Raw genomic sequence first — 16,843 nt, 5'->3', positions numbered from 1 at the left:
ATTGATTTCTATATTGCTGTGAAATGACTTTTAAAATTAACTTTTTATTTCCACTCTTAAGAAAATATTATTATTAACGTTGCATTAGCAGTGAGATCACCCCCGTTTGGCAGTCACTCAGATAGCATAATGACTCTCAGTTCGAGCATTAAACTTCCCTCTTGTGACAACCCTCACCAAACTTAGGATAATGACTTAGTATCTCGATTCCCGCAGACTGACACTTCCAAGTTCGCGCCAATCACCATCATAATATGCTGTTGAAACTGAGATGCAGCCGGAAACGGAAAAAACGTTGTTGCTGGGCTAGAAAAAATATCTGGTATTACTCCATTGCTCTAATGTTTCATTGTCACTAAACATTAACTGACCTAAATGGAATCTTTGAGAAACTTAAGGCTTGGTGTATATACACTCATTAAATGAATAATTATTTTTTCTGGTCATTTATTCCAAAATTAAATTTGCGTAAAATTTCATTTCATCAATCTTTTCACTATAAATTTATTATTAGGTAACACGAATATTATTGAGAGTGAATTAGCATAATACATGGAGAAAGAAAAATTGTTTTAAAATACTGATTTTTTATTTTCACCAATTAACTAAAAATAGTTAATCCTTTAAGTTATAAGAACATTTAATTATTAATCAACTGAACTAGACTGTAATTGATATGAATTATTGAAGTGTTTTTCAATAATTCAATATGTTGATTATAGAATGATGTTATTTTATTTAAGGAGTATTTATGAATCAAAAAAATGATTTTAAATCCTTTTCTTTTGGCAAGAGTGCTAATGTGTTGAGCCAAGGAGATTATGAAATTAATAAAGATTTGCAAGATGGAATTCCAACAGGTGACATCACCCTTTACATTCACTTGTTAAATAAAGTATTGCGTCAATCGTCAGCCATATCATCTGTAGTAGCTGATTTTATTGCAACACAATCTGGTGAGGATGTTCTGGATGATGGAAATAGAGATAAACTCATCATGCAGTTAAATAAAGCGTTAGAAAAAGTCACCACAGCAAAAATTCCCAATGCCTCATTAACCCAAAAGGGAATTGTTCAACTAACAAATGAAATTGGCGATAATGACACGCTGGCAGTGACACAGAAACTTGCTCAGGAAATAATAAATTCATTACGTGAAAATATTAATGAAAAAGTACCCAATACCCGAAAAATAAATGGGAAAGTATTAACCGGGGATATTACTATTAATGCTGAGGATGTGGGAGCGATATCAACTGATAATGTAATACATTCAATGGCACACGGTGATCTGGATAAATTAGAAAATCTGCGTAATGGTTGTTCCGGATTTAACCCTTCCGCGCCGTTCCTGACTCAATATGGGCTGCCCCGCGGCAATGGTGGCGTTCAGTTAAGAATTAGCAATATGAGTGGTGAATCAAGCGAGGGGGAAGACGATGTATGGAGCCACAGGCTGATTTTCACCCATTTTGGCGATACATATCGTACAGATCATATAAATGAATATTATAAACTGACACGTAAATTTTGGGACAATATCAATGCCAAACCAGATTTTAATGGCTACCTAAAAATATCCTCTCCGATAATAGAAATCTATCCTGATGGCACATTTTCAACTAACGAAGAATCAGAGGGTGCAGAAGTAAGGAAAGAAGAAACAGGCATATACCGTATATCAAATATCTCAGGCTATAACACTGATGGCGCCTGGGGTGTGCATGGCGGTATTTCTGTTCCCCAAAACAATAATAATCTTGAATTGATTTTCGTTGACGATCATATCCAACCTGATGGTTCTATTATCATTGAAGTCTGTCACCGCCAACATTCGCATTTACCTGAGAAATTTCAGAACTGGCGGCTCAAATCTGTTGATGATAATGGCAAACAGATGTTCTACCAAGATGGGGAACCCTGTGATATTCCTGAACATTGTCGTTTAGATGTTCGTGTCCAAATGCCAGAAGATTCACTCTGGAATTTGAAACGAAACAAGTTACAGGAAGAAATAGAGAGCACCCGCGTTTCTGACGATAAATTGTAGTAATACGGGGCCATATGGCCCTGTATTTTATTTTTATTCAAATTAAAAATCAGTAGCTAAAACCCAGCATCACGCCACATTCTTTTCATAATAGCGTAATATCCAGCTTATCGCGGTTTTTTGTGGAGAATGAAGTTAAAAAATCCGTAAGAAAAATATTGGGATCTTGTTAACCATTTAACATGATAAACTTGACAATTTTTTACAAATGACTATTAATTATAATACCATCTTTAATGTCCGTTTTTTCCTGTAATACCAGAATGTTACATATATATTCTTACAACCATTTATTTAATTGGAGGAATTATTATGCTACTTTATTATTATCCTGACCCATAACTTTCAAGATGAACTTACGGTATTATCACGCTATCTATTTAATATTCAGTGGATAGTGAAGCTTCAATATTATGTACCCAATAGGTTTCAAATTGCAGCGCGGCGGCAAGTGAGCACAGCCAACAAAGCAGCAGTTTGAAAGATGAAGGGTATATTGATATACCATGGACATCATACAAAACATGTATTATTCATGGCTTACAAAGCCTCTATTATTTCATGGAATAAAATTATGACTCTATATAACAGAATATTGATTTTTTTCATCCTGATGTTTGCCCCGATAATATCCAGCTTTGCGGATACCGAAATTAAGTTATCTGACGAGGAAAGTCAGGCTATATCTCAGCTATTAGAGAAGATTGAACCTAATAAACCGACAGTGATCGATTTAACTAAATCAGAAAATGAGAAAGGATATATTGCATTATTACATTCCCACGGTATTACAAAACAGAAACATCCTGATATCTTTGAAGATATCGAGCTTATGAAAGCAAATCAAAAGACAATGTTTAGACGTGGAGAACTACTTGAAATAAAAAGCTCAAATGCAGAGCCAGAAGATTATTTTGGTCAGCCTACAATATTAATTTCCGATGGCTCCAAATCAATTTCAGCTGAAGTTCTTGGTTCCCTATATTTTCCTGGTTCTAATATTTTAAACAGTAATACAATTAAAACTGACGTTAGCACTATATCATTACAGGGTGGCGTCACAATTTATGGCACAGACCAAAACAGTGGAAAACTTAAAAACTTAGCCAACTCCCCATTCAAACAGGAAAAAAATAAGGAAACAAGAGACTTTTTAGCACAAACCAAAGAATATGATATTGTTAAATTAGAAAAATTTGGTAATATTAAACCTGTTGCTGTTTTTCAAGGAAAAAGAAATGGGATACCTATTACTCCCGGACCAGTAGTCATTCAGTCAAATACACTGACAGACCCTGGAGATATTGCTCAATACTTTCAGCCCCACAAGATGAATAACACAGCACCAACTCACGTAAAGAATCTATCAACGAAACCGGTAATCGTTTGCTTAAATAGAGCAAACCCTGAACCAGGAGCTCCTAGTGAATGCGATTACGGTCCTACGTCGCCAGGTAAGCCAAATGATCAGTCCACAATCAAGCTGGAAATAATAGGTGATGTTACATTCAAGAACCCTATCGCGATTGATGAAAAGGGAAAACCTACAGAATTTCAAGGTATGAAACCACATGCAAATCTGACACTGATCGGTCTTGATACTGGCGGCGCATGTAAATTAGCAAAAAATATAAATGAAGATACATTTTGGAAACATACAGAAGTCAGTAATGATCCTGCCAAAGGTAATAATACAAAGTTATCATGGGATTTTTCTAAAAACACAGGTTACGCTGATTTTGGACCAATATGCTGGAAAAATAACGAAAGATATGTACTAGACCTACAAGTTACTGTTCCAACAATTCAAGGTGATACTCCATTTTCTAGCCAATTTACTTATACCAATAACCCCGGTCATGTGAAGAACGAGTCACAATTCATTTATCCACCCATTCAAATCCAATATGGTTGCATTGCAGAAGGCACATTAATAGATATGGCTGATGGTTCAAAGTGGAAAGTTGAAAATATCCGCCCAGGCGATAAAGTTTTAACAAAACAAGGAGGTATCTTACAAGTAAAAAGCCGTATTGTAGGTCACGATACTGAATTTATTGATTTAATTTACAATAATGGTGAGCAGATTTCACTGACGCCAACTCATCCTGTCTCAACATCACAGGGAATAGTCAAAGCCGAAGACCTTAAGGTCGGCGATACAATACATACACTTGATGGCCAAATTACCCTTACCTCAGTTAAACAGAGAAAATCAGAACCATCAAACGTGTATAATTTTGTCTTAGAAAAGACAGATAGCCAAAGTGAATTATTACCTGAAGATGCAGTGCTTTCTGCCGGCGGCATTTTGGTTGGTGATAATAATCTGCAAAGAAAAGTGTCGATATCAAATTAATCTCTCAGATTAATAACAAAGTGCTGGCTTTTTTAGTCAGCACTAATTTCTAAGTAACGCATTTGTATTATTTTTATGGTTGAGAATAAAATCCAGCCAACGAAAAACAGCCATAAGACTCTGTTCTATCGTCTCCTTTACCGAGCGCACTTCTTTTTGCCCTACAACGTCAACCCGTTTTCTCCAAAATGAAAGCTAGAAGAATATTGCAATAGCACTTAATAAAGTGAAATAAAGAGTCCCACGAGAAAAATAGTGGTATTTGTTAACAATCTGACATGAGAAACTTGACAATCTTTTACAAAGAACTATTAATTATATAAACGATTATAGCGCCACCTTTAGTATCTATTCCTCCTATACTGTAAAAACATAATATATATGGCGGATTCGACTAATAAGTGTAATTTTTCAGAAAGGCGGTCAGTTGATATAGTAGGCATCTTTACTACTCATCTTACTCATAATTTCCAAAATAAATTAAAAAAATTAATAAATTATCAGTTTAAGATAGTAATGCATTAATATTATATTGACTAGGAAATAAAGTATATACCCAATAGATTTCGAGTTGCAGCGCGGCGGCAAGTGAACGAATCCCCAGGAGCATAGATAACTCTGTGACTGGGGTGAGTGAAAGTAGCAACTTGAAGGATGAAGGGTATATGTAATTAATTGCTTACAAAACCTATATTATTTCACAGGATAAGATTATGACTCTATTCAACAAAGCACTTGTTTTTTTCATCATGCTATTTTCCCCTATAATGTCATGCCTTGCTGATACCCAAATTAAGTTATCTGCCGAAGAAAGCCAGGCTATGTCGCAGTTCTTAAATAGTCTTGAATCTAATAAACCCACATTGATCGATTTAACTCAACCGCAAAACGAGAAAGGATATATCGCATTATTAAAATCCCATCATATTACAGAACAGACACATCCTGATATTTTTGAAGATATCGAAACTATGAAAGTACACCAAAATGCATTACTTAAGAATGGACAACGACTTGAAATACAAGATTCGTTTACAAAGCCAAAAAATTATATTAGTCATCCTAGAATAGTGTTTTCCGAACATAATAAATCAATTTCAGCTACTGTTTTTGCTTCCCTATATTTTCCTGGTTCTAATATTTCAAACAGCAATACAATTGAAACTAACTCGGGAAAGGCAAAATTACAGGGCGGCCTCTCAATTATTAGCTCTGATAACCAGAATGTTAAAACACTACATGTATCCGTACAAGAAAATACAAAGAATAATGGGGTTCGGAACTTTGTACTATCCACCCCCGAATATAATTTTGCTACCTCTGGACAACATGGTAATACGTATCAAGCTATTTCCTTTTTCCAAGGGGAAATAAATGGGATACCACTCAATAACGCGCCAATAGTAGAGAAGTCACTGCCGCTGCAAGACCTTGAAGATTCTTTTAGCAACTTTTTCCCTCAAAGTATGGAAAACAATGCGCCAGTTTATGTAAATAATTCACCAGAGAACGAGAAACCGATAATCGTTTGCTTAAATAGAGCAAACCCTGAACCAGGAGCTCCTAGTGAATGTGATTACGGTCCTACGTCGCCAGGTAAGCCAAATGATCAGTCAACCATCAAGCTGGAAATAATAGGTAATGTTACATTCAAGAACCCCATCGCCATTGATAAAAATAGGAAACCTATAGCAGCTCAAGGGATTTCACCAGCGATAGATCTGACACTGGTCGGTCTCGATACTGGCGGCGCATGTAAATTAGCAAGAGATATAAATGAAGATATATTTTGGAAACATAAAAAAGTCAATAATGATCGTATTAAAGGCAATAATACAAATTTATCATGGGAATTTTCTAAAAACACAGGTTACGCTGATTTTGGACCAATATGCTGGAAAAATAACGAAAGATATATACTAGACCTACAGGCTACTATTATAACAGTGCAAGGTGATAACGTATTTCCTGTCCTGTTTTCTTATACCAATAACCCCGGTAGTGAGAAGAGCGCGTCACAACTCATTTATCCACCCCTTCAAATCCAATATGGTTGTATTGCTGAAGGCACATTAATAGATATGGCTGACGGCTCAAAATGGAAAGTTGAAAATATACGCCCAGGCGATAAAGTTTTAACTAAACAAGGAGGTATCTTACAAGTAAAAAGCCGTATTGTAGGTCACGATACTGAATTTATTGATTTAATTTACAATAATGGTGAACAGGTTTCACTGACGCCAACTCATCCCGTCTCAACATTACGAGGAATAGTCAAAGCCGAAGACCTTAAGGACGGGGATACAATACATACACGTGATGGTCAAACTACCCTTACTTCAGTTAAACAGAGAAAATCGAAACCATCAAACGTGTATAATTTTGTCTTAGAAAAGACAGATAGCCAAAGTGAATTATTACCTGAAGATGCTGTGCTTTTTGCCGGTGGCATTTTGGTCGGTGATAATAATCTGCAAAGAAAAGTGTCGATATCAAATTAACCCGCTTTTTTAACGATCTGAGGCCACTTTACAGTGGCCTCATAGATAAGCATTTATTATCAATTATTACTTGCCAGCGAGTAAATCCTTCACTGCATCACCGATGTCTGCCAGACTGCGAACCGTCTTCACGCCAGCCGCTTCCAGAGCAGCAAATTTTTCATCTGCGGTTCCTTTACCACCCGCAATAATAGCACCCGCATGACCCATACGTTTACCTTTTGGTGCAGTCACACCCGCAATATAGGCAACAACCGGTTTAGTGACTTGCTGCTTAATATAAGCTGCCGCTTCTTCTTCCGCAGTACCACCGATTTCACCAATCATTACGATGGCTTCGGTTTGCGGATCTTCCTGGAACAATTTCAGAATATCGATGAAGTTAGAACCTGGAATTGGGTCACCACCAATACCAACACAGGTAGATTGCCCTAAACCTGCATCAGTTGTCTGTTTTACCGCTTCATAAGTCAGTGTACCAGAACGGGAAACGATACCGACTTTACCCGCCTGGTGAATGTGGCCCGGCATAATACCGATCTTACATTCATCCGGCGTGATTACCCCCGGACAGTTAGGGCCGATCATACGCACACCTGCTTCATCCAGCTTCACTTTAACCGCCAACATATCCAGCGTCGGGATACCTTCAGTAATCGTGATGATCAGTTTGATGCCTGCATCAATGGCTTCCAGAATAGAATCTTTACAGAAAGGAGCAGGAACATAGATAACAGAAGCCGTTGCCCCTGTTGCTTCTACTGCTTCACGAACAGTATTGAAAACAGGTAATCCCAGATGCTCAGTACCGCCCTTACCCGGCGTTACGCCACCAACCATTTGCGTGCCATAGGCAATCGCTTGTTCTGAATGGAAAGTACCCTGACTACCCGTAAAACCTTGACAGATAACTTTGGTGTTTTTATCAATTAAAATAGACATTATTTTGCCCCCACTGCTGCTACTGCTTGCTTAGCTGCGTCTGTCAGGCTGGTTGCCGCAATGATATTCAAACCACTGTCAGCCAGTTTTTTCGCTCCCAGCTCAGCATTATTCCCTTCCAAACGAACAACAACCGGTACGTGAACTCCAACTTCTTCCACTGCACCAATAATACCGTCAGCAATCAGGTCACAACGGACAATACCACCAAAGATGTTAACCAATACCGCTTTCACATTTTCATCTGACAGAATGATTTTAAACGCTTCTGTAACACGTTCTTTGGTTGCGCCACCACCTACATCAAGGAAGTTTGCCGGTGCACCACCATGCAACTTAACGATATCCATCGTTCCCATTGCCAGACCAGCGCCGTTAACCATACAGCCAATGTTGCCATCCAGTGCGACATAGTTTAGTTCCCACTGTGCCGCCTGAGCTTCACGCGGATCTTCCTGAGATGGGTCATGCATTTCACGCAGTTCAGCCTGACGGAACAGTGCGTTGCCATCAGCGCCTAGTTTGCCATCCAGACAAATCAGATCACCTTGAGTCGTGATAACCAATGGGTTAATTTCAACCAGAGCCAGATCACGCTCCAGGAATAGGTTTGCCAATCCTAAGAAAATTTTGGTGAACTGACTGATTTGTTTACCGGTTAAACCCAGTTTAAATGCCAGTTCACGCCCTTGATAAGGCATAGGGCCAGCCAGTGGGTCAATAATAGCTTTATGAATCAGTTCCGGAGTTTCTTCCGCAACTTTTTCAATTTCAACGCCACCCTCAGTAGAGGCCATGAACACTACACGACGCGTACCACGGTCAACCACCGCACCAAGATACAGCTCCTTCGCAATATCAGTCGCCCCTTCTACCAGAATCTGGTGAACAGGCTGTCCTTGCGCATCTGTTTGGTAAGTGACCAGACGTTTGCCCAGCCATTGTTCAGCGAAAGCGCGAATTTCTTCTTTACTGTTAACCACTTTCACGCCGCCCGCTTTACCGCGACCGCCAGCGTGAACCTGACACTTAACCACCCAAGGGCCAGCGCCGATTTTAGATGCAGCTTCTTCTGCTTCACGCGGTGTCGTACAGGCATAACCAGCCGGAGCGGGCAAACCATACCGTGCAAAAAGCTGTTTTGCCTGATACTCGTGTAAATTCATGATGTTCTATCCATAGTTAGTCTGAGAAGAGCAAATTAGCAAATTGCTCCCTTATTTTTTTGGTGCTCTGGATATAGCCAATCTCTAAAGACTGGCTGTTCATATACATTTGTTTACTTCAGACCGGGCAGATATTAGCGCGTATCTGCCCTATTATGTTGCTATACGTCCAACAGCAAACGTGCGGGATCTTCCAGCATTTCTTTGATGGTCACCAGGAAGCCTACAGACTCACGTCCATCGATCAGACGGTGGTCATAAGACAGTGCCAGATACATCATAGGAAGGATCACTACCTGACCATCAACCGCCATTGGCCGATCTTTAATGGCATGCATACCAAGAATCGCACTCTGTGGTGGGTTAATGATTGGTGTAGACATTAAGGAGCCGAATACACCGCCATTGGTAATCGTGAAATTACCGCCAGTCAGCTCTTCCACGGTCAATTTACCGTCGCGGCCTTTGATAGCCAGCTCTTTAATACGTTTTTCAAGATCAGCCATGCTCAGCGCATCCGCATCACGCAATACCGGCGTTACCAGACCGCGAGGTGTAGAGACGGCAATACTGATATCGAAGTAATTGTGATAAACCACATCAGTACCATCAATAGAAGCATTCACTTCCGGATAGCGTTTCAGTGCTTCAACCACAGCTTTCACATAGAAAGACATAAAGCCCAGACGTACGCCATGACGTTTTTCAAATGCATCACCGTACTGCTTACGCATCTCCTGAATTGGCTTCATGTTAACTTCGTTGAACGTTGTCAACATCGCAGTGTTATTTTTTGCTTCTAACAGGCGTTCAGCCACGCGCTTACGCAGGCGAGTCATTGGAACCCGTTTTTCGCTACGATGTGGCAACAAAGAATCCTGAGCAGCAAGAGAGAGTGGAATTGCTGATGATTGACTATCTGCTTTTTCGTTATTAGCCATGTATTTTTCCACGTCTTCACGGACGATACGTCCACCAACGCCACTACCTTTAATTGCGTTGGCATCAAGATCGTGTTCTGCAATCAGGCGACGAACCGCCGGGCTAAGCGCATCATTGCGCTCTTCTTCTAAACTCGCCGTCTGACGTTTTGCTGAAGTTGCTTCAGTTTTTTCTTTAACTTCTGCCGGCTTACCTGTGCTATCACCCAAGCGGATACGACCAAGCAGCTGACGAGACAGAACTGTTGCATCTTTAACTTCTAAAATGGCTTCCAAAATTCCTGCTTCACTGGCAGGGACTTCTAGTACAACTTTATCCGTTTCGATTTCAACTAGTACTTCATCACGCTCAACATAGTCACCCTCTTTTTTGTGCCAGACCGCAACCGTGGCATCTGCAACAGATTCAGGCAAATCAGGAACCAGAATATCTACGCTACTCATTTTCTATCCTTTATTTATTCGACGTTCAGTGCGTCATTAACCAGCTCTTGCTGTTGCTGCTGGTGAACTGACGTATATCCAACTGCCGGAGAAGCAGACGCAGGACGACCTGCATAACGTAAAGAAGCCCCGAACGGGATCACTTCACGGAAGTTGTGCTGACTGCAATACCAGGCCCCTTGGTTTAACGGCTCTTCCTGGCACCAGACAAAATCATGCACATGGGCGTACTGTTCCAGTGCTGACTGAACATCCTGATGAGGGAATGGATACAGTTGCTCAACACGTACAATAGCAACATCTGTTTGTTCATTTTTACGGCGTTGTTCCAGTAGGTCGTAGTAAACTTTACCTGAACAAAGCACAACCCGTTTAACATCTTTAGGATCTAACTCATCAGCTTCACCGATCACCGTCTGGAATTTACCGTTAGCCAGTTCATCCAAGCTGGATACGGCCAATGGATGACGCAACAGTGATTTCGGTGACATAACGATCAACGGACGGCGCATACCGCGTAGAGCCTGACGGCGAAGCATGTGGTAGACCTGAGCCGGCGTTGACGGCACACAAACCTGCATGTTCTGCTCCGCACACAGCTGCAAATAACGTTCCAGGCGAGCGGAAGAGTGTTCAGGCCCCTGACCTTCATAACCATGAGGTAGCAGCATAACCAGACCACACATACGGCCCCATTTCTGCTCACCAGAGCTGATGAACTGGTCAATAACAACCTGTGCCCCGTTAGCAAAATCACCAAACTGTGCTTCCCAGATTGTCAGAGCGCGAGGTTCCGTTGTGGCATAGCCATACTCAAACGCCAACACCGCTTCTTCAGACAGAACAGAATCCCAAACATTGAATGCACCCTGGCCGTTATGAACGTTCGCCAGAGGAACATAAACCGAACCGTTAGCTTGATTATGGATAACCGCATGGCGATGGAAGAAAGTACCACGGCCCGCATCTTCACCAGACAACCGCACCGGAATCCCTTCATCAACCAAAGTCGCATAAGCCAACGTTTCTGCCGCGCCCCAGTCAAATAGTTTATCGCCGTTCGCCATCTCTGCGCGGTCATGATAAATTTTCGCGACCCGCGAATGCATTTCCACTTTTTCCGGGACAGAACTGATACGTCTGCCGAGATCTTGCAAACGTTTAATATCGACCTTATGTAGATATGCTTCGTCCCATTCATGATTGAGATAGGGCTCCCATGTAAAGGAGTGCAGCCCCATTGAACGCCACTCTTCAACGACACAGTCACCACGGTCTAAGGCATCACGATACAGATTAACCATCTCAATTACATCATCGACGGCTATTAGGTTCTCAGCGACCAGCTTATCCGCGTAGATTTTACGTGGAGTTGGGTGTTTCTTAATTTTCTGATACATCATTGGCTGAGTTGCGCTTGGCTCATCAGCTTCGTTATGGCCATGACGACGGTAACATACCAGATCGATCATCACGTCACGTTTAAAAGCATTACGAAAATCTAAAGCCAGACGGGTAACAAATGCCACCGCTTCTGGATCGTCTGCATTAACGTGGAAAATGGGTGCCTGTACCATTTTGATGATATCGGTACAGTATTGTGTTGAACGGGCATCTTTCGGGTTAGACGTTGTAAAACCAATCTGGTTGTTGATTACGATACGAATTGTACCGCCAACTTCATAACCTCGAGCCTGAGACATATTCAGGGTTTCCTGCACAACCCCCTGACCAGTAACCGCAGCATCACCGTGGATAGTGATTGGCAGTACCATATTGCTACGGCCTTCATCCAGACGGTCACGGCGGGCGCGCACGGAACCAATAACCACCGGGCTAACAATCTCAAGGTGAGATGGGTTAAATGCCAGTGCCAAATGAACCTTTTCACCTTCGGTTGCAAAGTCAGACGAGAAGCCTTGATGGTATTTCACGTCACCAGTTCCAAGGTGCTCTTTATGTTTACCCGCAAACTCATCAAACAAATCAGCAGGTTTTTTACCTAAGATATTAACCAGAACGTTTAGGCGACCACGATGAGCCATCCCCAGCACAACTTCCCGTGTGTCATGTTTACCCGCATGACGGATAAGATCCTTCAACATTGGGATCAGGGCATCACCACCCTCAAGAGAGAAACGTTTCGCACCCGGAAACTTCGCGCCCAGATAACGTTCCAAACCTTCGGCTGCCGTCAGTTCTGCCAAAAAGCGCTGCTTTTCCTCTGCGCTAAACTGAGAGCTGACAGTAACAGATTCCAAACGTTGCTGAATCCAACGCTTTTCTTCCGTATTGGTGATATGCATGTATTCAGCACCAATAGAACCGCAATAAGTGCGTTTCAGTGCTTCATACAAATCAGCCAATTTCATCGTTTCTTTGCCGATAGCAAAAGAACCTACGTTAAATGTTTCTGCAAAATCAGCCTCCGTCAGATTATGGAAAGCAGGATCTAAATCAGGAACATTATCCTGTTTCCATAATCCTAACGGGTCAAGATTCGCGTTTTGATGGCCGCGGAAGCGGAATGCGTTAATGAGCTGCAAAACTTTAACTTGTTTTGCATCCATTGCCGGATCGCTGACAGAGGAGTGATAACGCGTAGTATCTTTCGCAAGGCGGCGGAAGTAATCACGCGTCTGCGAGTGGAGTTGTTCACCGTGTAGTCCCGCATTCGGCAATTGTTGAAAAATTTCTCTCCAACTTGCATCAACGGAGTTTGGATCGGTTATATAGTCTTCATAGACTTGCTCTATGTAAGACTGGTTTGAACCAGCTAAGAAGCTCGAATCTAGCCAGTCCTTCATTGCGCCGTTCTGCATTGTGATCCCTTAAGCTTTAAAAGCTTTAGTTTTCGCCGTGGTTAACTAACCGCTTAAGTGCGGTATCGATAAAAGGTTCATTTGGACGTGCTTTATGCATGTTCTATTTTGGGTTTCGGAACCCTTCAAGGAACCTTTAAAAACCGTTAAATGGTTTTTAAAGGTTCCTTCCCTCAAAACTTTAGTCATCATTCGCAGTTGGCAACTCACAATTCTTAATTCTTTGTGCCCTCCGCAGATAAAACTTCACGGAGGGCGAACCAATTATGCACTATGTTTTAACAACATAGACTTAATATGGCCGATAGCTTTTGTCGGATTCAGTCCTTTAGGGCACACACTGACACAATTCATGATGCTATGGCAGCGGAAGACACTGAAAGCATCATTCAGATTATCTAATCGTGAATCCGTTTCAGTATCACGGCTGTCGATCAGGAAGCGATACGCTGCCAGCAAGCCCGCAGGTCCAATAAACTTATCCGGATTCCACCAAAATGACGGACAAGACGTTGAACAACATGCACACAGAATACACTCGTACAGACCATCCAGTTTTTCCCTTTGTGCAGGTGACTGTAAATGCTCACGAGCCGGCGGGTTTTTACCATCATTCAGCAAATATGGACGAATCTTCTCATATTGTGCATAAAATTGTCCCATATCTACAACCAGGTCACGGATAACCGGCAAACCGGGCAGAGGACGGATAACAATTTTCTTGCGACCACGCCGCAAAGCCGAAACAGGCGTAATACAGGCCAGGCCATTTTTACCATTCATATTAAGGCCATCAGAACCACAAACACCTTCACGACAAGAACGACGAAAAGAGAGTGTCGGGTCTTGCTCTTTAAGCTGGATTAACGCATCCAGCAGCATCATGTCACGCCCTTCTTCTGCTTCCAGCGTGTAATCCTGCATACGAGGAGCGCTGTCAACATCCGGGTTGTAACGATAAATCGAAAATTCAAGTTTCATAATCTATTCCTCCGCAACTGGATTATTCAGCAACTCATTAGTAAGTACGCGCCTTCGGTGGGAATGCTTCACGCAGTTTTGGCTGCATGTTGACATTACGACGAGTCATCGTTTCAGTTTGCGGTAGATAGAGGGTATGACATAACCAGTTCGCATCATCACGATCCGGATAGTCGAAACGGCTGTGAGCACCACGACTCTCAGTACGGAAATTAGCGGCAACAGCTGTAGAAAATGCCGTTTCCATCAGGTTATCAAGCTCTAAGCACTCAATACGTTGGGTATTAAACTCTGACGAGGTATCATCCAAACGTGCACTTTTCAGACGTTCACGGATAACTTTCAGCTCTTCCAGCCCCTTGGCCATTGCATCACCTTCACGGAATACCGAGAAGTTGTTCTGCATACAAGCCTGCAAATCTTTACGAATTTTAACTGGATCTTCACCAGTACGGCTGTTATTCCAACGGTTCAGACGTTGCATTGATGCCTCAATATCAGATTCGCTGGCTTCACGGCTGGTACCCTGCTCCATCAGAGACTCTTTCAGGTGCAAACCGGCAGAACGGCCAAACACCACTAAGTCCAACAGCGAGTTACCACCCAAACGGTTTGCGCCGTGAACCGATACACAGGCAATTTCACCCACAGCGAACAAGCCTGGAATAACCACATCTTCGCCTTTCTCGTTAATAGTCAGTGCCTGACCGGTAACTTTAGTCGGGATGCCTCCCATCATATAGTGACAAGTTGGAATAACCGGAATAGGTTCTTTTACCGGATCAACGTGAGCAAAAGTACGGGACAGTTCGAGAATACCCGGCAGACGAGATTCCAACACCTCTTTGCCCAAATGATCCAGTTTTAACTTAGCATGAGGCCCCCAAGGACCGTCACAACCACGGCCTTCGCGGATTTCGATCATAATGGAACGTGCAACCACATCACGACCTGCCAGATCTTTGGCGTTTGGCGCGTAACGCTCCATAAAGCGCTCGCCATCCTTATTGAGCAAATAACCACCTTCACCACGGCAACCTTCTGTTACCAAAACCCCCGCTCCTGCAATACCAGTTGGGTGGAATTGCCACATTTCCATATCCTGCACAGGTACACCGGCACGCAGCGCCATACCTACACCATCGCCGGTATTAATGTGAGCATTAGTTGTAGATTGATAAATACGGCCTGCACCGCCTGTTGCTAAGATAGTCGCCTTCGCTTTGAAATAAACAACTTCGCCAGTTTCAATGCTAATAGCAGTGCAACCAACAATACTGCCATCCTGATTTTTAACCAGATCCAACGAATACCATTCAGAAAAAATAGTGGTGTGATTTTTTAAGTTTTGCTGATACAGGGTGTGCAACAGTGCATGACCGGTACGGTCTGCGGCGGCGGCTGTACGTGCCGCCTGTTCACCACCAAAGTTTTTTGACTGGCCACCAAATGGACGCTGATAAATACGACCATCATCCAGACGAGAAAATGGCAATCCCATGTGTTCCAGTTCCAGAATTGCCTCTGGACCGGTTTTACACATGTATTCAATCGCATCCTGGTCACCAATATAGTCAGAACCTTTCACCGTGTCATACATGTGCCATTCCCAGTTATCTTCATGGGAATTGCCCAACGCAACGGTGATACCACCTTGCGCGGATACCGTATGAGAACGGGTTGGGAATACTTTGGAAATCAAAGCACAGGATAATCCCATTTGCGAAATTTGCAGCGCGGCGCGCATACCCGCCCCACCCGCACCAATAACAACTGCGTCAAACTCTCTTACTGGCAGTTTCATCTATATACCCCACACCACTATTGTTCCATAAATCAAATAAGCCATCAGTGCAACGACAATCGCCAATTGCAACACCAAACGCAGCGCCAGAGGCTTTACATAGTCAGTCAGTACTTGCCACATCCCAATCCAGGCGTGAGCCAGAATGGAAAACAGTGCCAGCACAGTGAAGACTTTAGTGATGGATGAGGAAAAGAAACCCCGCCAGACTTCATAAGTGATATCCGACGTTATAGCCACAAAACCCAAAATATAGATAACATATAAAACAATAATGATTGCGGACGCGCGCAATAATAACCAATCATGGATACCCGTGCGACCCAATGCAGATGCATTACTTACCATACCAGTACTCCAGCCAAAATCGACAAAATAACAGCAAGCACGATCGCCACTTTGGCAGAAGCACTACCGACCGCTAAGTTTTCTTCCAGATAGCCGAAATCCATCAGCAGATGGCGGATACCCCCACAAATATGGTAAGCCAGTGCGGTCAGAATACCCCACACAATAAACTTAGCGAAAAAGCTCGTCATAATATCGGCGGCTTGCTGAAAACCTTCTTGCGAGGAAAGAGACATCCCTAACAACCAGAGGAGAATTCCTACTGCTATGAAAGTGATGACGCCAGAGACACGGTGCAAGATCGAGGCTACTGCAGAGACTGGGAAATGTATCGTCTGCAAATCAAGGTTGACAGGTCTTTGTTTTTTCACAATTTTGCCCACACAGCTCTTTTATTATTTTCCTTCCTCCGGACCTGGGCGGAAATCAGACAGCGATAAGGGGATACAAAGACACAACATTTAACCAAGCGTTAGATCCTTCAT

General features: G+C 42.4%; 11 protein-coding genes. 3 read left to right on the top strand and 8 right to left on the bottom strand.

The window, feature by feature from the left end:
* Positions 1-751: 751 nt before the first annotated feature.
* From BDD30_RS15995 to BDD30_RS15985, 3 genes are all read left to right on the top strand, one after another.
* A complete protein-coding gene (locus BDD30_RS15995; protein WP_015835096.1) occupies positions 752-2,050 on the top strand; it encodes a phage tail fiber protein in 1,299 nt (432 codons plus the stop codon).
* Positions 2,051-2,585: 535 nt separating this feature from the next.
* Positions 2,586-4,409, top strand: coding sequence for a Hint domain-containing protein (locus tag BDD30_RS15990; RefSeq protein WP_231849141.1), 1,824 nt, complete (start codon positions 2,586-2,588; stop codon positions 4,407-4,409).
* Positions 4,410-5,122: 713 nt separating this feature from the next.
* Positions 5,123-6,910: a Hint domain-containing protein gene (locus BDD30_RS15985; RefSeq protein WP_015835098.1), complete on the top strand. Its 1,788-nt coding sequence runs from the start codon at positions 5,123-5,125 to the stop codon at positions 6,908-6,910.
* 66 nt (positions 6,911-6,976) lie between these two features.
* Here BDD30_RS15985 and sucD read toward each other — a convergent pair whose 3' ends face one another.
* The 8 genes from sucD to sdhC all read right to left on the bottom strand — a co-directional run bounded on the left by sucD (position 6,977) and on the right by sdhC (position 16,741).
* Positions 6,977-7,852: a succinate--CoA ligase subunit alpha gene (gene sucD, locus BDD30_RS15980; RefSeq protein WP_015835099.1), complete on the bottom strand. Its 876-nt coding sequence runs from the start codon at positions 7,850-7,852 to the stop codon at positions 6,977-6,979.
* Positions 7,852-9,018, bottom strand: a complete 1,167-nt coding sequence (gene sucC / locus BDD30_RS15975) for an ADP-forming succinate--CoA ligase subunit beta (RefSeq protein WP_015835100.1) — start codon at positions 9,016-9,018, stop codon at positions 7,852-7,854. The genes sucD and sucC overlap by 1 nt, the downstream gene beginning before the upstream one ends.
* A gap of 161 nt (positions 9,019-9,179) precedes the next feature.
* Positions 9,180-10,403, bottom strand: a complete 1,224-nt coding sequence (gene odhB, locus BDD30_RS15970) for a 2-oxoglutarate dehydrogenase complex dihydrolipoyllysine-residue succinyltransferase (protein WP_015835101.1) — start codon at positions 10,401-10,403, stop codon at positions 9,180-9,182.
* A 14-nt stretch (positions 10,404-10,417) separates the two neighbouring features.
* Complete coding sequence (gene sucA / locus BDD30_RS15965) at positions 10,418-13,225, bottom strand: 2-oxoglutarate dehydrogenase E1 component (RefSeq protein WP_015835102.1); 2,808 nt, start codon at positions 13,223-13,225, stop codon at positions 10,418-10,420.
* Between the two features lie 264 nt (positions 13,226-13,489).
* Complete coding sequence (locus BDD30_RS15960) at positions 13,490-14,206, bottom strand: succinate dehydrogenase iron-sulfur subunit (protein ID WP_015835103.1); 717 nt, start codon at positions 14,204-14,206, stop codon at positions 13,490-13,492.
* Positions 14,207-14,243: 37 nt separating this feature from the next.
* Positions 14,244-16,010: a succinate dehydrogenase flavoprotein subunit gene (sdhA, locus tag BDD30_RS15955; RefSeq protein WP_015835104.1), complete on the bottom strand. Its 1,767-nt coding sequence runs from the start codon at positions 16,008-16,010 to the stop codon at positions 14,244-14,246.
* The gene (gene sdhD / locus BDD30_RS15950; RefSeq protein ID WP_015835105.1) at positions 16,011-16,358 is read right to left on the bottom strand and encodes a succinate dehydrogenase membrane anchor subunit; all 348 of its coding nucleotides are present in this window, start codon (positions 16,356-16,358) and stop codon (positions 16,011-16,013) included.
* Entirely contained in the window at positions 16,352-16,741 is a 390-nt protein-coding gene (sdhC, locus tag BDD30_RS15945) for a succinate dehydrogenase cytochrome b556 subunit (RefSeq protein ID WP_015835106.1), read from the bottom strand. Before sdhC ends, sdhD begins: the two co-directional genes overlap by 7 nt.
* Positions 16,742-16,843: the final 102 nt, after the last annotated feature.

The sequence above is a fragment of the Photorhabdus asymbiotica genome (assembly GCF_003634575.1).
Taxonomy (GTDB): domain Bacteria; phylum Pseudomonadota; class Gammaproteobacteria; order Enterobacterales; family Enterobacteriaceae; genus Photorhabdus; species Photorhabdus asymbiotica.
Note: the sequence above shows the minus strand (reverse complement) of the source record. Positions and strands in the feature narration are given on the sequence as shown.